The following is an 18,563-nucleotide window of genomic DNA, read 5'->3' on the forward strand; positions in this document are numbered from 1 at the left end:
TTGAAGATACAGCTTCTTACCGGTGAGGAGTGGAGCAGGATGCGCCCCTCTCTCCTTGCCTTTATTGTGCGATTCGGGGAAAAGCGGCTGACGATGTCAGCCGTATCTGCATTAAAGATGCTTCAGCCTCATCAGCTTGAGGAACGCTATACGGGAAGCGGCATCTCGAGCTCTGCTGTAGCTGCTGCTGTTCACAAAGGCAAACTGGCCGGAGTGGCTGCTGCCATCGATTACGGTCAGGGAGCCTGCCTGATGGCCGTTCACCCGTCCAACCGCGGACATGGGCTGGGAGGACGTATGCTGAAGGCGATGATGAACCAATGCGGACGGCTGCAAGGAGAGGTCTCTCTTGATAATCCGGCCAGCATTTCCGCCTGCTTCCGCAGCGGAATGAAAGCTGTCGCTCTGCTTACCGGACCAACCGGCAAACCAACGCTGCGTTTCGAAGGCACCGCCCAGCCCGCGTGCTGCCGTCGTCTCACGGCGGAAGAAGAGGAGGGACTACTATGGCAAAGCCCATCCTCGGGATTATGACCTTATATCTGAATGATAACCGGATGCTTGAGGAGCGGAGCGTCTATCAGAAAATGATTGCTGCAGGACGCAAGCTGGGACTGGAAGTGTTCGTGTTCACTCCCCAGGATGTCAATTACAGCAAAAACCGGATTGAGGGGATGTTCTACGATGTTCAGAAAAAACAGTGGTCAAGGCGCTGGTGTTCCTTCCCCCATATGATCTATGACCGTTGCCGCATTCAGCGCAGCCACCGTTTTGAACAGCTCAAGCGGTTCCGTTCCAAGTACAGCCATCTTACGTTCCTCAACCGCCCGATGCGTAATAAATGGACGGTCTACAAAACGCTGAACGGGGACAGCCGCTTCCGCCCCTATCTGCCCGAAACCCGGATAATGGAAAGCAGCCGGGATGTATCGGAAATGATCTCCAAATATCCGCTTCTCTATATTAAGCCAATCAATGGAACGGGCGGGCGCGGCATTCTGCGGGTAGAGCGCCAGCCAGGCAGCAAAAGCCGATCAAGCCGTTCCGGGCGCACTTGGCTGATCCAGGGGCGTGATCATTCCCGCCGGATCATTAATCCGGAGAAGGTTACACTCCCTGTAATGCAGCGCAAGCTCTCAGGCTGGGGCATGAAGGTGAAAGGGACCCGCTATCTGATTCAGCGGGGAATCCAGCTCAAGCTGCCAAACGGCCGTGTCCATGATTACCGGATGCTGGTGCAGAAGAACCGGGAAGGCGAATGGGAGCCAACAGGCTGCGCCGGCCGGATCGGCCCCAAAGGCAGCATCACCTCCAACCTCCATGGCGGAGGCAGAGCAGCCGGAATGAAGGATTTGCTCGGACAATGGATTGGGAGCGAGGAGAAAATCGCCTCCATTCAGCAGGAGGCGGAAGAGGTCAGTATTCTCATTGCCAAGCATCTGGAGCAATCCTACGGACATCTGTGTGAACTTGCATTGGATCTGGCGATCGATCAGAAAGGCAAAATATTTCTGCTTGAAGTGAATCCGAAACCTGCCCGTGAGGTATTCGCAAAAGCTGGCGAGATGGCTACCTACCGCAATGCGATTATACGCCCTCTGGAATACGCGCTCTGGCTTTACGGCCAGAAGGCGCGCCGCAAGCAAAAAAGTGGAAGCGGCTCAAAATCTGTTGCGAATTAACCGATGCCTCCCTTCATCATAGAAAAGGCCGTCATCTTCAGCAGAAAGCTGAAAATGACGGCCTTTGTAACTGGATTAGAATTGTTTTGCCAGATCTTTCGCACGGGCAATTGCGTTTGCTTTAATCTCTTGAGCCTTGTCAGGAGCAGCTGCATGGCCTTCGACGAACAGGCCGTCAAAGTCAGTAATTCCGAAGAATTGCATGATGGTGCCGATGGTACGGTGCCCGAGCTCTACATTAGCAGCCGGTCCTTCGGAGTAGAAGCCGCCACGAGCCTGGATGTGCAGCGCCTTTTTGTCAGGCAGCAATCCTACAGGACCTTCGGCTGTATATTTGAAAGTTTTCCCTGCTACGCAATTCGCATCCAGGTAAGCTTTCATAACTGGAGGGAATGAGAAGTTCCACATTGGCGTAACGAATACATATTTGTCAGCATTAATAAATTGCGCATTGATTTCACCCAGACGTGCAACTTTTGCCTGCTCCTCGGCGGACAGAGTATCGAATGCCGCACCTGCTCCCAGTTTGCCCCATGCGCCAAGCACATCTGCATCAATTTGCGGAATATTTTCTTTGAACAAATCTACATGAACGACTTCGTCATTCGGATTTGCTTCCTTGTAAGAATCGATGAATGCTTTACCAGTCGCCAAACTAAAAGATGTTGTCTCATCAAGCGGATGTGCTGTAATATACAAAAGCTTTGCCATATTGTTCTCTCCAACCCTTCGCATTTCTAATATAATGAATCGATGCAATAATTGCGATCACCAATTACTTTATTTAGTATAGTTGCAGTTTAAAATATAGTCAATGAATTTATGTATAAAGGTTACTTACAATTTTTAACATACAAAACATCTCTCATGTAAAATTAGAAACCATTTATACCAGTCAAATTTATATATTCTATATAAATATGCGGCTAAGTCACCAGAGGATGATTTAGCCGCATCAAGATATTAAGCTAAAATTTGCAGCAGCTCATCAAAGCTGCTGATGAGATAATCTGAGCCTTGCAATTCATCGTCGCCCCCAAAGCCGGCATACTGACATCCGATGACTTTCAAGCCATTATTAAGACCAGCCTCTACATCCGAGCTGCGGTCCCCTACCATCCAAGCGCTTTGCAGGCTATGATCCTTCAGCAATCTGGATACCAGGTCGACCTTGGAGGCGGTGTCGAACTCACCTGCACTGTATAGCCCCGTAAACAGATGATCAATGGTGCGTAGGCTCGCTACCCCTTTGACATAATGCTCCAGCCCGTTGCTGGCTACAAACAGCTTGATTCCGCGCTGATGAAGCGCCTCAAGCGTCTCTATCACCTTCGGATACAAAATTCCGTTGCCAGCCTCCAGCTCCTCCAGCTCATACTGCAGCATTAATTCATTCGCACGCTGGTGTGCAGCAGGTGAACCGTCTGGCATAACCTTCTTCCAGATATCGTCGAGCAGCATGCCCAAACACGCAATAAGTCTCTCTATAGGCGGTGTGTCATTCGTATACAGGCCTTCTTTGCGAAGCTGTTCAAATATCCGCTTATGTACACTCTCAAGCAGGGTTTCGGTCTGGAACAACGTGCCGTCCATATCGAAAATGATCGCTTCGGGCTGCTGTAATTTAGTCTGAGTCAATGGTGTGTTCTCCCCTTTCCTCTGTCATTCCCTAGCATAACGGAACAAAGATAGTGCCGCAAGCCTTCCAATTTATATGCTATATTTCAAACTATCTCATTTAATAGGAGGCGGATTATGAGAACGTTCCGATTCTGGCTTGTTCTGGTATCTCTGATCATCATCCTGATCCATTTATCCGGTCATGATGAATACGGTATTTTGCTTATGTTCAGCAACCCTCTAATATTATGGATTTATGAAGCCTCATCGGCTTTCCGTCAGGCTCAAATACCCGTTGGTTATTATTATGTAACAGCTCTGCTCTTTTGGTTCCTGGCCGGCTCTCTGATAGATTATCTGATCAAACGGATAAAACACCGCAACAGAAGTTAATCCAATCAATGAATATCAAAACTGCTGTCCAAGGAATTAGCCACTACCCATACAAGCAAGCTGGCGCTGCCTTATATAGAGGCAGCGCCAGCTTGCTTGCTATTTTAGTTGCAGTATTAATCGCTACAGATTATGAGTTCTCTTGTGAATGGCTTCTTCATATACAGCCATCATACGCTGAACCATCGTGTCCAGTGCCCAATGCTTCATTGCAAATTTATGGGCGCGGGCACCAAGCGCTTCATGGAAGTTATCATCATGCAGCAGTTCATAGAAAGCTTCGAACAAGCTGTCCGGGTCCGATACAGGCGTGAGCAGGCCGGTCACACGATGCTCCGTCATCTCCGGCAGTCCCCCGGTATTGGTCGTAACGACAGCCTTGCCAGCAAGCTGTGCTTCGATAACGGACATCGGCTGATTCTCGATCAGGCTAGGGAGCACATAAATATCCGACTGTTCCAGAATCCCCGGAATATCATCTCTTCTTCCCCAGAATACTACCATATCGCCCAGGCCAAGCATCTGGCTTTGCTGGGTTAATTCCGCCTTCTTGTCACCATCTCCGACAATCCAGCATTCCCAGTCCAGCCGGGATGCTTTGAGCCGGGCGAGCGACTGCAGGAGGTGCTGTACCCCTTTCAGTTCCACCAGGCGTCCCGTGTATACGATAACTTTTTTGCCCGGAGGCCGGCGAAGCGCTGAAGGTGTTTGCATCGCATTTAAAAATTTTGGGATATCATAACCGTATTGGAATACTTTCAACTTATTTTCAGGTACGTGGAATTCATCCGTCAAATTGTTTTTCATCCAGTTATTTGCAAGTGTCGTATACTCCGCTGACGAACCGCCGAAATGTTCCATCTGGTCATAATACACCCGGGCAATATGCGAGGCAGGGCTGCTGTACAGACTCGTCTCCAGGTGATACCGCATTTCATGCGCTACACATCCGTGAATTGTAGCAACCTGAGCGGTTCGCGGATGGCGGATACGATTGATCGAAATTGTCGAGAAAATATCCTGGGTATGAATAACATCGTAGGATTCGATACCCAAATAAGCAACTGACAGCTCATAGGCATAGCGCCTGAATTCTGTATATTCGATTAGTACATGTTCATGAATCGCCGGATAAAGACCAGAATTAAGCTTGGCTCTTAACATTGGCAGAAAATGACTGGTCTCAATTCGCTGCCCTTTATTGGCAATATGAACAAAACTGCCTGCTTCATCGCCGTAACCAAGCAAATCTACCTCATGACCCAACGCTTCCAGTTTCATCTTCAATTGTTCCATATAAGGCCACACGCCCCCCAGATGCGGGACATGCCAATAGGTTGCAAGGAGTATTTTCATTCAGATGCGCTCCTTTACTGTTTCTTAAGATGAAATCCGGTATGATGGCAAGAGACCGCTGCCTTCCAGCAGCGCCCTGATTTCAGACATGGTCATCAGTGAGTGCTCGCCCAGGTTGGAATATGCCTCAGCAGACGGAAAGTTGACGTAAGAACGGTTCAATTCAGAATGTCCACTGGCAGGAAGTACAACAATATAATGATCGTCAAGGATGACCGCATTTTGGCTCTCAAACGGCGAGAGCAGAATCTCATGCAGCTTCTCCCCCGGCCGGCAGCCGATCTCTTTCAGTTCTACCTGCTGCTCGCCGTAAGCTTCAATTAACACCTTAGCCAGATCAGTAATTTTACATGCCGGCATTTTGAGCACAAAGGTCTCTCCACCCTTGCCGTGCTCAGCCGCAGTAAGCAGCAAACCGCTTGCCATCTGCGGCGTCATAAAATATCTGACCATCCTCTTGTCAGTAATACTGATCTGCCGGCCCTCCGTAATCTGATCCAGGAACAGATGCAGGACGCTGCCGCTGGAACCGAGTATATTGCCGCCCCTGACATTGACGAACCGGGTGCGGGAGGTCTGCAGATTGGCATAGGTGATCAGCTTCTCACCAATCGCTTTGGTCATTCCGTAGAAGTTAACCGGGTCAGCCGCTTTATCGGTCGAAATATTAATGACTTTCTTGACATGGCATGCCATTGCAGCTTCAATGACGTTTTGCGTTCCCCCGACATTCGTTTTTAATGCTTCATTTGGCTGTTCTTCACAAATATTAACATGCTTGAGCGCCGCAAGATGAAACACATAATCCACTCCGCTGCAGGCTTTCAGCAGCGCCTCGCGATCCCGTACATCTCCGATGCAAAACTTCAAACGGGAATCATCCAGCTCCCACCGCATCTTCACCTGACCCGACTCATTGCGCGAGTAGACGATCACCTCACGCGGATTCTGAAGCAAAAGCTGCTTGACCAGCTCTTGTCCCCATGAGCCCGTCCCTCCGGTGACCAGAATGACTGCGTTCTCGAACATGTGTTTACCTCCTTAGATTAAATAAATGCCCTGGAGCATATGCTGCCATAAATGATTGTTGCCAGCCCACTTCTCCCCGTTAGGAAGCTGTATCCCACACACTTTCTCCAGCGGCCAATCCAGCTCGATAATAGTGCTTACAGGGGCATGATTGACAACCAGCACTTTGAAATCATGCTGAACAAGACCGGAGAGGACATTTTGCAAAGCAGCCGCTTCCTCCAGTGTGCCTTCCGTGCGGACGAACAGCATCCGCTGGCTTGTCGCCGCCTTCTCAAGGAAGCGTTGAATCCGGCGGTCATATTTGGCTTTAACTTCCGCATAAGTGCCCAGATGGTACAAGGAGTTAGGCCCTATCTCAAAATCATGATTGGACACAAAATTATAAGTGTCATCCGATACACAGATATGGGTATCTCCAGCGTATCCGATGACCCGCAGATTTTGGGCATCCATTAAGCCCGCAAACCGGTTCTGCAGCAGCCGGGTAACATCCGGCAATATGGGCGAGCCTGCCCAGTCCAGCACGCCTGCAAACGTGCGGAGGTTGTTTTGCTTGAGCTGAATAGATGCAAGACAGAGATCGCCGAGGCTGTAAATGGCATTGTAAGACCCTTTAATATCCTGAAGCTTCATCCCTGATCATCTCCCTGTTCGTCTTCATCTTCTTTCCATACCCGGATTTGACCCTTCATCGTGTAGCGGTAAGCAGCTTCGAGCCCCGCCTTGAGCGGCTGTTCGGGCTTCCACAGCAGCGCTTGCTGTGCCTTGATGTTGCTTAGGCAACTGTGGCGGATGTCTCCTGTTCTCGCAGGCTTGTAGATTCTCTGCAGCTCCCGGCCATTAATCTGACCCATCAGGTCTGCCAGTTCATTAACCGAGACACTGGCGGCCGTGCTTGCATGAAGCGTCTGCCCGTCCCCCCTGCTTGCTGCAGCCAGCAGGGCGGATACAATATCTCCGACGTAAATAAAATCACGGGTCTGTCCGCCGTCTCCATGGATCGAGACTGGCCGGCCCGTTTGCAGCCGCTCCAGAAATACGGCGACTACACCGCCTTCGCCTTTTGCCGTCTGGCCGGGACCAAACACGTTACTGAAGCGAAGAACCGTATACGGGACGCCATAAAGCTTGTTGTAAACCTGAATGTACGATTCTGCAGCCCATTTGGACAGCCCGTAGCAGGATATCGGGCGGGCAGGGTCCTGCTCCGAAATTTGCGTTTTCTCCAAATCTCCATACACAGCCGAGGTAGAAGCAAAAACAAGCTTGCTTCCCGTCACCCGGCAACCCTCCAAAAGATTGATCGTTCCCCCAATATTGACATCCGCATCATACCCGGAATTCAGCAGAGATTGCTGGACATCCGTTTGCGCTGCAAGATGAAAGACGACATCCGGCTGCTGCCGGACAATCAGTTCGCGCGCCTCACGGCTCCGGATATCAAGCTGCAGAAACTGCACCTTGGGATGTATCTTCTTTACACTTCCGGAAGCCAGGTTATCAATGACCGTAACCTGATCTCCACGGCTGGCAAGAGCGGCTGCAAGATGGGAACCGATAAACCCGGCCCCGCCTGTCACGAATGCTTTCATGGCGACTCTCCCCTATGGTTTTTTATATCCTATGTCAGATGGGAGACTTTGGAGTAAGATATTCGCCTGAAATGAAAGATAAATAGGTAGACAACGAGTTCTTCTAATTGGAGGATTCATATATTAATAGCAGCAGAACCTTTTCTTCACGCTAAATTGTGGCCAAAAACCGCTCACTTCCGTCGTAAAAAGACATATAAGGAGGCAGCATGAATGTCTGTCTATCGCATTTCATCCAATGTGAATCATTTGATTTCGAGCCCTCATGTTCAAAGCTTTGATCTGAGTGTTCATAACAGGGGGACCCGCAGCTTTGAATCACTGCTTGAGGTAACGGGGCCAAGCGGCATTTTCTACATGTCGCTGTGCAGCCTCGCTCCGTATTCTGGGGAGGGAGCCACCCATGTTTTTCGGGATGTCGCCACCTGGTATACCCCTTTTGATTTGAAGCTGGTTACGAACATCCACAATACGGATTCAGTAGCACTCGACCTGGAGATTAAAAATTGGGGCGGTGTTGTAGCCAGGTTTTCACATCTCGAATTTGAAGTCAGTTGAGAGCAGCTCAACTGAAAGGCAGATTTTGCGGCATGAATTTGAAGGTTGACCTGCGGTAAAACTATTAATTCATTATATGTATCAGGCTGCTCTCAGCCTGGTCTTGTAAAAGGAGGCGTTCGTTTGAGTTTTCCAGTGACGGGAGATTTGTATAACCGGATTTTTCAGCAGCAAATTTCCAACCCTGAAGTTCAGGTCGATTATGAAGTCTGGACACGGATCAATACCTTGCTGCCTGCCCATTATTCCCTGCCGGACAATAAAGTCATTCCGGTCATATCCCACATACCTAAATAAAACCAGGACAGTTGTAAAGGTTCACGGCACTGCTGTCCATTTCGCCGGGAAGAAGCCTCCGCCAATTCAAGATCATTGGCAGGAGGCTTACCTGGTATCAGACTTATGGCCGCCCGTTATATTTTCGAAACATACATAGAAGCAAAAACTGAACTTTTCACTTAACTCGAACGTCCAATTAGGACAAATGGAGCTGGTGCATCGTAATAAAAAACTACCAGCCTGGAAATAGTGGAGATAGTGCAAAAAAAAGGAGGCGCTTCATAATGCGCAAAAGACTGTCACTGCTCATGGTCCTGCTCGGCATCGCCACCTTGCTTGCGAGCTGCGGTACAGCAAATCAAGGCGCTGGCAACGGGAAGCCGCCCGTGTCGGAAACGAACAAACCGCCGGTAACAACTCCGGAAAAGCCTGAGGAAGAGCCAGCTCCCCCGGCAGACCCGATCCTGGAGCAAATAAGCAAGATGACAATCGAGCAAAAAATAGGCCAAATGATGCTGGTCGGCCTGGACGGCACAGCGCTGCAGACTGAAGCACGGGAGATGGTGGAGAAAAACCATGTGGGCGGGTTTATTTTGTACAAATATAATATTACCAGCCCTTCTCAAACACTCGGTCTGCTTAATGAATTGAAGCGTGAAAATAAAGATAATTCGGTCCCGCTGTGGCTGAGCGTTGACCAGGAAGGCGGCAGGGTCAGCAGAATGCCGAAGGAGTTTGTGAAGATCCCTTCCGCCCGCGCAATTGGCGGGGTCAAGGATTCCGGGTATGCCCGTGGTATTGGAGAGGCGCTTGGCGCGGAACTGAGTGCGCTTGGCTTCAATATGAATTTCGCTCCTGTAATGGATATCGACAGCAACCCGGCCAATCCGGTAATTGGCGACCGCTCTTACGGACGCAAGCCCGAGCAGGTCATCGATAACGGGATTGCTGTTATGAAGGGATTGCAAGCCCGTGATGTCGCAGCAGTAGTGAAGCACTTCCCGGGACACGGCGATACTTCGGTCGATTCCCATCTGGATCTGCCTGTCGTAAGCAAATCGCTGAAGGAGCTGGAGAGCTTTGAGCTGCTGCCGTTTGCTGAAGCTGTAAAGGAAGGGACAGATGCGGTCATGGTTGCCCATCTGCTCATTCCGGCGCTGGACAAGGATTATCCCGCTTCCATATCCAAAAACATCATTGGCGGATTACTGCGGGAAAAGCTGGGGTATGACGGCGTCGTCATTACCGATGATATGATGATGGGAGGCATTACAAAGCATTATGGGCTGACCGAAGCTGCTGTGCGTTCCGTTCAGGCAGGCAGCGATATTCTGCTGGTTGGCCACGATTATAAGCAGCAGACTGCTGTGATTCAGGCACTGATCAAGAATGTAGCGGATGGAAAGCTGACGGAAGACCGAATCGATGAGAGTGTCTACCGGATTTTGAAGCTCAAGAGCAAGTACCGTCTCGAGGACAAGCAGCTGGACAGTGTAGATGTGAAATCGGTGAACAAAGAGATTCAGGCCGCATTGAATGCAGGAAAGAAATAAGATAATGCTAACGCCCAAAGGCTCATGCTGCTTACTGGCCTTTGACAATAAAAAAACGTTGCCTTCTCATTTATTGAGAAGGCAACGTTTTTTGTTTCATCGGCATCATTTGGAGGTGATCCGCCAGCTGTGTAGAGACAAGCTGCGGGAGATTAGATCCGGCTTACACCAAGTGTTACAATCTCACACGGACCAACCGGAAGCTGGCAGACAGACTGTACGCTTTTTGCCAGCGCTTCGCCTTTATCCTCCAGCACATTGCTGCGGTATGCCAAGCCAAGCACAGGCGCGGCAGAACCGGCAGCAAGCTTAAGCCCGGTTTGTTCCGGTTTCATGTTATACCAGCGAAGCAGGAAGTCCCCGGATTGCTCGTTCACCTTCAATGAGGAGAAAGCAACCGAATCGCCCGACCAGTCGAAGAGAGCGCCAGCCGGAGCAAGCGTGCCTTCGTGCACAGCCGTCTGGCTCGCTGTCCATGGCACCTGGAACTGATAAGCCGCAGCATAAGCGCCGGACGCAGCCCCGTCTCCGTTATGCGGCAAAATCATCAGGCTGAAGCTATGCTCGCCCAGACATTGCGCCTCCGGTGTCGGGAATACGCCCCAGTCGCCCAGTTCGGCTACAGCGCGAAGCAGGGTAACGGCAATTGTATTGCGTCCGTCGCGCAGCACCTCGTATTCGTTCAGACCAAGATTGGCAACTGTCAGACCCGCCTGGTCGCTGCTGACATCAACGAATGCCTGCTGATGCTGGGCATTGCTCGGATTGATCCATTCTGCTGCAGGCTCATTGTCGCGCTCGGCGATTTCAAAGATGGAATCGGCGTGGTGAACAGATGCCACAAGGTCAGTCGGGAACAGAACACGGACACGGTGGTCCTTGGCCTGGTTATTGAAGGTGGATTTCCATTCAATGCCCTGGCCTTCACGAGTCAAGGCAATTACCGTACGGATCTTCAACGGAACCATCTCAGCTCTCCGCTGTGCTTTGCGCTCAGGGAAGTAAACCGCTTCACGCTTCTCCACTTCGAACAGCTCGTCCGCAGAAGCAGGGATTTCCCACTCATGAACAATTTCAATCGCCGCGCGGTAAGGGCTGTCCTCCTGAATGCGAATGCTCGCATTCAGTCCTTTCGTCGTCAACGCCTGTTCGCCATTTGGCTGCTTGTACATGTACTCGTTGCCGATATCGCCTGTATTCTCATAGACGCCGAGATCACGGTATACTTGGCCTGTACGCTTGTCAGTCAGGCTGAAGGAGCCGTCTTCGGCAACCTCCACGCGAAGATAGTCATTCTCCAACGCTTGTTGCCCTGCAACCATGGAAGTCTGCGACTGTCCGCTTACATTCGCATTGCGGACCCATGCGAAAGCTGCCAGTCCAATTGCCGGCACCTGCTTCGCCTCAAAGGTCAGGCGCACTTTGCGGCTCATGTACGGCTGGCGGAACTTGTCATCCGGCAGCTCATAGCCGAATTGCAATCCCAGATCGGCAACCGTATGCGCAATAACAGCACCCTCATGGTCTACAAGCGTCCGTCCGGTTACATCGACGGCATACATCCGTTTGTTCATTTCATCAAGCGGCACGCCTTCACGGAAGTAAATACGCGCAACATCGATTTCAACCTCAACGATTCCGCTGCGTGTCCATCCTGTCGTATTGTATACGACAACCGGCAGCGCATCCTCGCCATACTTTGCGAAGACTGTCGTATCTACAGCTTCTGCGATAACTGCCTTGCTCTCATCAATAATCGCCTCTGCTACGTGACGGCTCTTGTCAAAGCGGGTGACCATCTCACGGTGTACTTCATCAACACTGCAGCCGCAAATACTGTCATGCGGATGGTTCTGCATGAGCGTTTTCCACGCATACGTAAACAGATGATGCGGATATTCGTGTCCGAGCGAGTAGGCAAAGGCTGCAAGCGGCTCAGCGACCTTCTCCAGCATTGCCTGTCCAAGCTGGTTCATCTGCTTCAGATATACGCGGGCCGAAGCCGTATTCACAAGCGTTGACCAGCCGTCTGTCCGCTGGCTGCGCAGCTCGCCCTTGACGACAGACAGGTCTTGGATAAGCGACTTATTCACTGCCGCCAGATAATCCTCAAAGTTGGAGTGGATAAACTCCGTATCCGGATACAGCTTGCGGGCCATTTCGATAGCAGCAGGCAAATCCTGCTGGATCGGCTGATGGTCGCAGCCGTTCATGAACAGCAGCTGTCCGGTTGCTGCATATTTCTGTGCTTCCGCCAGCTTGCGCTCCCAGTATTCCGCCGCTTCTGCTTCATCAGTCGGCACTTCATTGCCGTTGCTGTACCAGTTGGCGAACAAAATGCCCAATACCTGCGAGCCGTCCGGCCCTTCCCAGATCAGCTCGGAGAAGGAGGATTCGTAAGCGGAATCGGCAACTGTATTATTGAAGCCGGTCGGCTTCACGCCTCTGCCGAACACCGCGTTGTCAATGCCGGCCTGGCGCATAATTTGCGGAGCCTGGCCGATATTGCCGAACGTATCCGGGAAATAGCCGACTTTGGCAATCGTGCCATAACGGCTGGCATCCTGATGCCCGATTTGCAAGTTGCGGATATTCGCTTCACTGCTTGTCAGGAATGCATCCTGCAAAATATACCATGGCCCGATTGCGATCCGGCCTTCCTTGATGTAATGCTCCAGACGCTCCCGGTTCTCAGGGCGGACCTGCAAATAATCTTCCAGAATGATCGTTTGTCCGTCCATGTAATAGCTCTTGAAGTCCGGATCCGTATCCAGCTTGTACAGCAGTGTATCCACCAGCTTTACAAGCAATACATGATGCTTCTCATATGGCAAATACCATTCCCGGTCCCAGTGGGTATGGGAGATGATATGGGCTGTTCTTTTTTGGGTCATTGCTTGAACACCTCTTTATGTTAATCAGTTCGCGGGTACTGCCTTGATTTCCACCTGACCGGGACGGTACACCGACAATATCCGGCCTTGCTGATCCGCTGCAAACAGTACGGAACGCTCCTTCTCCAATACAAATGCGTATTTGACGCCGGTTACCGGGTCTTCGACCTCAATTTCTGCATCCGCACCAAACTCAGATACAAAGGTGAAAAGCGCGCCATCTTTGAAGGTCAGCTTGCGGCCATAGATACCGTGCAGTTGTCCGCCTTGCAGCCAGTTCAGCTCAGTGCTGCAACCGGAAGAAGCGAGTGCATATTGGTAAAGCGCGGATACCGGCTCTGTGCGGTCATTCAGCTCCACAGGAAGCGGACACCACAAAATTCTTCCTTCGCCGTGCGCCAGCTCAATCAGCTGATCGGCACCTTTTGGAGTTGCGGCTGTCTGAGCTTCCTTCCAGACCTGCGCAATTCTGCGGCTGCCGAATGATACCGGGAGCAGTTGATCGCCGATGCGCAGCAACTCCTCACGGCGCACGTTTACCAGTTCTCTTGCTCCAAACAGCTCCTCATGACGGTCAACTGGACGCCAGTATGCATCAATGCCCGTCGGACCTGTCAGCAGCAAGGTCGCTCCCGTCCGCGCCGTATAATCCAGCAGCTGATCCAATGCTGCATCATCAATGTTATGAGCGCTTGGTACGATAACAAGCTTGGCAGGCGCCTGTTCCAGTTCTTGCAGCTGGTATTCACCGACACCGCGGAACGGCTTGTTCAGCTCATAGGCCAGCACGCGCGTTGCCCGGGTTGTCGCATCGAAAGCCAGCTTGCGGTTGGAGAAATCATTGGAGTACGGGAAGACGACTACGGTGTCCTCCAGCTCACGCCCGGTGAACAAGTCTCTGATCTCGTGAATGAAGCGTCCAAAATCATACGAAACATCCGCCTCCGGCTTCTCTGTCCCATCTGCCCGGAGCGCACCGATATGCGATTCGTTGGCGTTGTCCATGTAGAAGTTCGTATTCCAAATCCACTGGACAGCTCCCGCTCCGCCTGTTGCAAAGGCATAAGCATATTTACGCTCCAGAATGCTGCGAAGCTCTTCTTCTGAACGCTTCGCCCGGCCTTCCGGGGTCTCTACATACATAATTCCGGTCTCTTGAACGATTGTCGGCTTGTTCAGCGTCTTGGCGAAGATGCTGTCCCATACCAGCTGGTCATTAAGCCACCACGAATGGACAGTTGTATAGTCAACAGCCTCCCCGTAGAAGAACGGTGATGGACGCTGTGCGCCGAGCGCTTCGTCCTGACCGACGGTTACCATATGATCCGGGCATTCCGCCTTGATTGCCTCATACAGCTCTTTTGCCCAGCGGTTATGCATCTCCATCGAGAATAGTGCATAGTCCAGCCAGCGTGTTCCCTTTTTGCCCTGATGCATGTCCTGCACGTCAAAGTTGATTTCCTCTGCCTCTGGCGGCAGGGCCGACTCAAAGCCAGACAGCTGCTCCGGGGTCATATTCCACAGCATTTGCAGACGCTCTATGCTCTGGTGACGTTCCTTCAGCCACGCGGAGAAAGCTGCTTTCTCGAACGGATCACGCGCCGATCTGGGGCCGTCGGAGAAGATGCGCGGAGGATCGAACATGGACGGCTCATTAATCAAATCCCAGTCCACATGTTTGGAATCTGCATGTCTGGAGACAATCGATGTAATGAACCGCTTCTGCGCCTCTACGCTGCGCGGATCCAAATATGGATTCTCTCCTTCCCACGTCTCCGGGGTAAAGGAAAAGAAGGTAAATGTAATTTGCAAATCATGACGCTTCGCCGTCAATAAAAACGCATCGATCGCGCGCAGCACTTCCTCAGAAGCATGGCCGTCTACTTGCATCACATTGCGGTAAGCGGTCCAAATGCCGGTGCGAATCCAGTTGATGCCCGCATTGCGCATCTGCGCCATATCCCGGTCCCATACTGATGCATTAGGCAAAAACAAAAATTTGCGCGCAACATCCGAGGTCATATACGTCATGCCGACAACCGGCAGCGGACGGCCATCCTTCTCGAAATAATCGCGTCCGCAGGTAACCGGACTGCCTTCTGCCAGCAGCTCGCGATCCATTCCCCAGAAGCCCTGGCGGAGAATGCGAACCTCTCCTGTGAAGGATTCTGCCTTGCAGGTAACGGTGTAATAGCCGCTCTCCAGTTCAAGCGGAACCGGAATCCGTACAATGCGCTGTTTGGCAGAAGCTTCAATCTTCACTTGTTCATTCCAGCGCTGATCCTGTTTGCTGTCGTGCTCGATTCCAATGGAGAAGCACCAACTCGCACCAGATTCAGTATGCTCTTGTGTAGCAGAACGCGCGAGCTGCTGAATTTGCAATGTCAGCATGGCACGCTCGCCCGGCTCATAAGAGGCATAATTCGGTTTGATCCATAGCTCCGTTACACCTTGACCGCAAAATTGTGCCCAGCGTCCAAGTGTCTCCGCCCCATCAGCCGACCAGAAACGTTCGGACAACGGCTGATTGACAAACAGCCAGCGGCTGCCAGCGAAGCTGCCCTTCGTGTTCTCCCATAGCAAGACAGGAGCGGCAACCTGTCTGCCATCTACAGAAATTCCCTTGAGCAATGGATACAGGTGAGCATCCATTGGTCCGGCTGACCCCATCTGATGCGGCAGATCACTGCTCTTGGTTACATGCGGAACCATATTCCATGTATCCGATACGTCGAACATTGCTTCCTTGCCCTGCAGCAGCGGAATGTCCGCATTCGCAGACAATGTACGAATCGGCGCTGAATTTACAGGCAGCATCTCATGAATCCGAAGCTCGCGATGGTAGGCAGTCTGCTCGCTTTCCGCGATCCATGCCCCCGCCCCATTACGGACAACAGGACGCTTGAACGGGGAGGCACCAACGCTTATCAGGCCGCCACCACGTTTCAAAAAGCCGATAATCTCGCTCCATGCTTCTTTCGGGAAGTACGGCGCGTGCAGATTGACGAAGCTGCCGCCTTGTGCGGAGCGCAGCGCTGCTGCAAGGTCCCCTGCATCGACCACTTTCCCTTGACGGGAAAGCTGATCTTCTGCTTCAGAGCTTAAGCATGACTGCTGCGGAAACGATGCGTCGTAGAAAATAATGTTGCTCATAAAATCTCTTCCTTCATCGCCTTATACACAAGCTGGGAGAACAGGCTGTTCGACCATGCAAACCATTTGCGCGTAAAGATGGTTGGATCGTCAGCATGGAAGCCTTCATGCATATAGCCGGTATCCGCATCTGTCGCTTCCAGCATGTTGATCATCGCCAGCTTCTCCTCGTTGCTGGTCGCAGTCAGACCCTGCATCGACAAAGCCATATGCCAGATGTAGTCTGGCGGAGTATGCGGGCTGCCGATACCCTTGGCCATTTTCCCTTCATAGTAGAACGGATTATGCTTGCTCAAGGCAAATTTTCTTGTGTTCTGATAGATCGGATCATCAGCAGTCGTGTAACCCAGGTAAGGAATAGACATCAGACCCGGTGTACCCGCGTCATCCATCAGACAGTAATTGCCGAAGCCGTCTGTCTCGTAAGCATAGATCGGACCGAATTCAGGATGGCGGTAAACGCCATACAGCTGAATGCCGTGATCCACATCTTCCTCGAGCTTCTTCAGTTCTTTGACAAAGTCCATGTCACGGAATACCCACTCGGCAATTTCACCCATTTGACGAAGCGATACCACTGCGAACATATTGTCCGGCACATTGTAATGGAAATCGCAAGCATCATCGCTGGAGCGGAAGCCGGACCAGATCATTCCGGTATAGTTCACTGGCATGCCAAGACCGCTATTGCGCAGCGAATCTGTCGGAATACCATTGTCTCTTGTGAAACGGTAAGGCGATTGCTCAAAGTGGCGCTGTTCTGTCTTCCACAGTTCAACGATACGGCGCATTGCCGCTTTGAAGCCGGAATCGAAAATATCTGTCTGTTCTGTCTCTTTCCAGTAAGCATAAGCCAATCGGATTGAGAAGCAGATGGAATCGAGCTCAAACTTGCGCTCCCATACCCATGGGGACATTTCAGTCTCATCTGTGGTATTCCAGTGCCAGTCATTTGCCGATTCATTGAATGCATTGGCATACGGGTCAATTTGAATATACATCATATGACGCTTGATCAGACCGCTGATAATACGCTGCAAATCCTTGTCATCCTTTGCAAACGGCACATAGTGGATCACCTGCTCAACGGAATCGCGCAGCCACAGCGCAGGGATATCTCCTGTAATAACGAAGGTCGTGCCGTCGTCCATCAGCTTGGTCGTGGTTTCCAGTGTGTTCGGAAAACAGTTCTTGAACAACTGCAGCAGCTTCGGACGATGCGCAAGCTTCTCCTCCGCTTCCTTCAATACATCCTGAACCGCCTTCGGCAGCGTAAGCTCAGGCATCGGAATTTTTGGTAATCTGAATTGCTCCATAATGTATAGACTCCTTTTAAGGCTCAACATAACAGTCAGTTCTTGTCAATTCGGCTCCAGCAAGGCTGCGGGAGAATCCTCCCTCCCTTCGCCAGCTGCCTTATTTCCAAGCATTTTTGTTGAACTTCGTATGATAGTGTAGCAAAAGCTTAAATATATCCCTCTCATCGGGGATAGCTTTGTTCAAACTACTCTTTCACCGCACCAACGGTCAGACCTTGAACGAAGTAGCGCTGGAAGAACGGATACGCTAATACGATCGGCCCGGTTGCCAGTACAACCATCGCCATACGCGAAGTATCCTGCGGCATGGATTGCAGCACGCCGACGCTCAGCGATGTATTTTGCGCGTTTTGCAGAATGAATTGCATGCTGTTCTCAATTCGCATCAGCATGGACTGCAACGGCACCAGATCCGGGGTGTTAATGTACAGCAGGGCGTTGAACCAGTCGTTCCAATAACCCAGTGTACTGAATAGGGCAATCGTAGCCAGACCCGGCAGGGACAGCGGCAGCACCAGCTTGAAGAAGATGCCGAACTCTCCGGAGCCGTCAATTCTTCCCGATTCAATAATGGCATCCGGTACCATTGTTGAGAAGAATGTACGCAGAATCATAATGTAAAAGGCATTGACAGCAAGCGGCAAAATGAGCGCCCAGATCGAATCCTTCAGGCCAAGCAGCTGCGTAACAACGATGTACGTCGGTACAAGTCCGCCGTTAAACAGCATCGTAAAGAAAGCCATAAATGCGAAAAAATTGCGGTACTTAAAGCTTTTGCGTGAAATCGCATAGGCAAATAGCGCCATACAAACCACACCGATGACAGTACCGATAACGGTAACTGCAATGGTGACTCCATACGAGCGGAGCAATTGGTCTCCTGCTTTAAACAAATAAGCGTAAGCTTCCACGCTCCATTTTTCCGGGATGAGCTGATATCCGTTTTTTGCAAGCGTCGCCTCATCCGTAAAGGAGAGAATGGTGACGAACAGAAAAGGAAATACGCAGAGTAGCGCGAAAAAGCCAGCCACGGTATGGAAAGCGATATTCCAGACAGGCGTCAGCCTGTGAAAGTCGCGAGATTTCGTCGTTCCAGCGGACACAACGGGTTCCTCCCTTAATCAATGCTTGC

At 51.1% G+C, this 18,563-nt stretch carries 16 protein-coding genes; 6 read left to right on the forward strand and 10 right to left on the reverse strand.

The features are described 5' to 3' along the window. A complete protein-coding gene (locus tag H583_RS35445) occupies positions 1-534 on the forward strand; it encodes a GNAT family N-acetyltransferase (RefSeq protein WP_051236650.1) in 534 nt (177 codons plus the stop codon). Then, positions 507-1,682 (forward strand): YheC/YheD family endospore coat-associated protein, encoded by a 1,176-nt coding sequence (locus H583_RS33525; protein WP_051236652.1) that lies wholly within the window; start codon positions 507-509, stop codon positions 1,680-1,682. The genes H583_RS35445 and H583_RS33525 overlap by 28 nt, the downstream gene beginning before the upstream one ends. A gap of 75 nt (positions 1,683-1,757) precedes the next feature. Here H583_RS33525 and H583_RS0119420 read toward each other — a convergent pair whose 3' ends face one another. Further along, the gene (locus H583_RS0119420; protein WP_028561930.1) at positions 1,758-2,393 is read right to left on the reverse strand and encodes an FMN-dependent NADH-azoreductase; all 636 of its coding nucleotides are present in this window, start codon (positions 2,391-2,393) and stop codon (positions 1,758-1,760) included. A 252-nt stretch (positions 2,394-2,645) separates the two neighbouring features. Continuing rightward, a complete protein-coding gene (locus tag H583_RS0119425) occupies positions 2,646-3,320 on the reverse strand; it encodes an HAD family hydrolase (protein ID WP_028561931.1) in 675 nt (224 codons plus the stop codon). A 117-nt stretch (positions 3,321-3,437) separates the two neighbouring features. Here H583_RS0119425 and H583_RS0119430 point away from each other — a divergent pair, with 117 nt between their 5' ends. After that, positions 3,438-3,695, forward strand: coding sequence for a hypothetical protein (locus H583_RS0119430; protein ID WP_028561932.1), 258 nt, complete (start codon positions 3,438-3,440; stop codon positions 3,693-3,695). 123 nt (positions 3,696-3,818) lie between these two features. Here the strand turns inward: H583_RS0119430 and H583_RS0119435 are convergent, their stop codons facing one another. The 4 genes from H583_RS0119435 to H583_RS33530 are packed head-to-tail and all read right to left on the reverse strand — an operon-like array spanning position 3,819 to position 7,675. Next, positions 3,819-5,051, reverse strand: coding sequence for a glycosyltransferase family 4 protein (locus H583_RS0119435; protein ID WP_028561933.1), 1,233 nt, complete (start codon positions 5,049-5,051; stop codon positions 3,819-3,821). 24 nt (positions 5,052-5,075) lie between these two features. Next, positions 5,076-6,080 carry an SDR family NAD(P)-dependent oxidoreductase gene (locus H583_RS0119440; protein ID WP_028561934.1) on the reverse strand — a complete coding sequence of 335 codons (1,005 nt, stop codon included), beginning with the start codon at positions 6,078-6,080 and terminating at the stop codon, positions 5,076-5,078. Between the two features lie 12 nt (positions 6,081-6,092). Further along, positions 6,093-6,716, reverse strand: a complete 624-nt coding sequence (locus tag H583_RS0119445; RefSeq protein WP_028561935.1) for a DUF1796 family putative cysteine peptidase — start codon at positions 6,714-6,716, stop codon at positions 6,093-6,095. Beyond that, positions 6,713-7,675, reverse strand: a complete 963-nt coding sequence (locus tag H583_RS33530; RefSeq protein WP_051236654.1) for an NAD-dependent epimerase/dehydratase family protein — start codon at positions 7,673-7,675, stop codon at positions 6,713-6,715. The genes H583_RS0119445 and H583_RS33530 overlap by 4 nt, the downstream gene beginning before the upstream one ends. A gap of 213 nt (positions 7,676-7,888) precedes the next feature. Between H583_RS33530 and H583_RS0119455 the strand changes: the two genes are divergently transcribed. The 3 genes from H583_RS0119455 to nagZ all read left to right on the forward strand — a co-directional run bounded on the left by H583_RS0119455 (position 7,889) and on the right by nagZ (position 10,065). Beyond that, on the forward strand, positions 7,889-8,233 hold the full coding sequence (locus tag H583_RS0119455) for a hypothetical protein (protein ID WP_028561936.1): 345 nt from the start codon (positions 7,889-7,891) through the stop codon (positions 8,231-8,233). 123 nt (positions 8,234-8,356) lie between these two features. Next, positions 8,357-8,530: a hypothetical protein gene (locus H583_RS37235; protein ID WP_169456502.1), complete on the forward strand. Its 174-nt coding sequence runs from the start codon at positions 8,357-8,359 to the stop codon at positions 8,528-8,530. A 266-nt stretch (positions 8,531-8,796) separates the two neighbouring features. Continuing rightward, positions 8,797-10,065 (forward strand): beta-N-acetylhexosaminidase, encoded by a 1,269-nt coding sequence (gene nagZ / locus H583_RS0119465; RefSeq protein ID WP_028561937.1) that lies wholly within the window; start codon positions 8,797-8,799, stop codon positions 10,063-10,065. A gap of 152 nt (positions 10,066-10,217) precedes the next feature. On the opposite strand, the gene H583_RS0119470 is transcribed toward nagZ, so the two are convergent. The 4 genes from H583_RS0119470 to H583_RS0119485 all read right to left on the reverse strand — a co-directional run bounded on the left by H583_RS0119470 (position 10,218) and on the right by H583_RS0119485 (position 18,534). Beyond that, positions 10,218-12,959 (reverse strand): alpha-mannosidase, encoded by a 2,742-nt coding sequence (locus tag H583_RS0119470; protein WP_028561938.1) that lies wholly within the window; start codon positions 12,957-12,959, stop codon positions 10,218-10,220. A gap of 24 nt (positions 12,960-12,983) precedes the next feature. Continuing rightward, positions 12,984-16,112: an alpha-amylase family protein gene (locus H583_RS0119475; RefSeq protein ID WP_028561939.1), complete on the reverse strand. Its 3,129-nt coding sequence runs from the start codon at positions 16,110-16,112 to the stop codon at positions 12,984-12,986. Further along, positions 16,109-17,428: a glycoside hydrolase family 125 protein gene (locus H583_RS0119480; RefSeq protein ID WP_028561940.1), complete on the reverse strand. Its 1,320-nt coding sequence runs from the start codon at positions 17,426-17,428 to the stop codon at positions 16,109-16,111. The genes H583_RS0119475 and H583_RS0119480 overlap by 4 nt, the downstream gene beginning before the upstream one ends. A 188-nt stretch (positions 17,429-17,616) precedes the next feature. Further along, positions 17,617-18,534 carry a carbohydrate ABC transporter permease gene (locus H583_RS0119485; RefSeq protein WP_028561941.1) on the reverse strand — a complete coding sequence of 306 codons (918 nt, stop codon included), beginning with the start codon at positions 18,532-18,534 and terminating at the stop codon, positions 17,617-17,619. Positions 18,535-18,563: the final 29 nt, after the last annotated feature.

The organism is Paenibacillus pinihumi DSM 23905 = JCM 16419, assembly GCF_000422505.1.
Taxonomy (GTDB): Bacteria; Bacillota; Bacilli; order Paenibacillales; family Paenibacillaceae; genus Paenibacillus_D; species Paenibacillus_D pinihumi.

Bases quoted from the DNA above. Each gene is read 5' to 3' on its own strand.
- nagZ (WP_028561937.1), top strand. From the start codon at position 8,797: ATGCGCAAAAGACTGTCACTGCTCATGGTCCTGCTCGGCATCGCCACC.
- H583_RS0119420 (WP_028561930.1), bottom strand. From the start codon at position 2,393: ATGGCAAAGCTTTTGTATATTACAGCACATCCGCTTGATGAGACAACA.
- H583_RS0119455 (WP_028561936.1), top strand. From the start codon at position 7,889: ATGTCTGTCTATCGCATTTCATCCAATGTGAATCATTTGATTTCGAGC.
- H583_RS0119480 (WP_028561940.1), bottom strand. From the start codon at position 17,428: ATGGAGCAATTCAGATTACCAAAAATTCCGATGCCTGAGCTTACGCTG.
- H583_RS0119430 (WP_028561932.1), top strand. From the start codon at position 3,438: ATGAGAACGTTCCGATTCTGGCTTGTTCTGGTATCTCTGATCATCATC.
- H583_RS0119435 (WP_028561933.1), bottom strand. From the start codon at position 5,051: ATGAAAATACTCCTTGCAACCTATTGGCATGTCCCGCATCTGGGGGGC.
- H583_RS0119440 (WP_028561934.1), bottom strand. From the start codon at position 6,080: ATGTTCGAGAACGCAGTCATTCTGGTCACCGGAGGGACGGGCTCATGG.
- H583_RS0119470 (WP_028561938.1), bottom strand. From the start codon at position 12,959: ATGACCCAAAAAAGAACAGCCCATATCATCTCCCATACCCACTGGGAC.
- H583_RS33530 (WP_051236654.1), bottom strand. From the start codon at position 7,675: ATGAAAGCATTCGTGACAGGCGGGGCCGGGTTTATCGGTTCCCATCTT.
- H583_RS0119445 (WP_028561935.1), bottom strand. From the start codon at position 6,716: ATGAAGCTTCAGGATATTAAAGGGTCTTACAATGCCATTTACAGCCTC.
- H583_RS0119475 (WP_028561939.1), bottom strand. From the start codon at position 16,112: ATGAGCAACATTATTTTCTACGACGCATCGTTTCCGCAGCAGTCATGC.
- H583_RS33525 (WP_051236652.1), top strand. From the start codon at position 507: ATGGCAAAGCCCATCCTCGGGATTATGACCTTATATCTGAATGATAAC.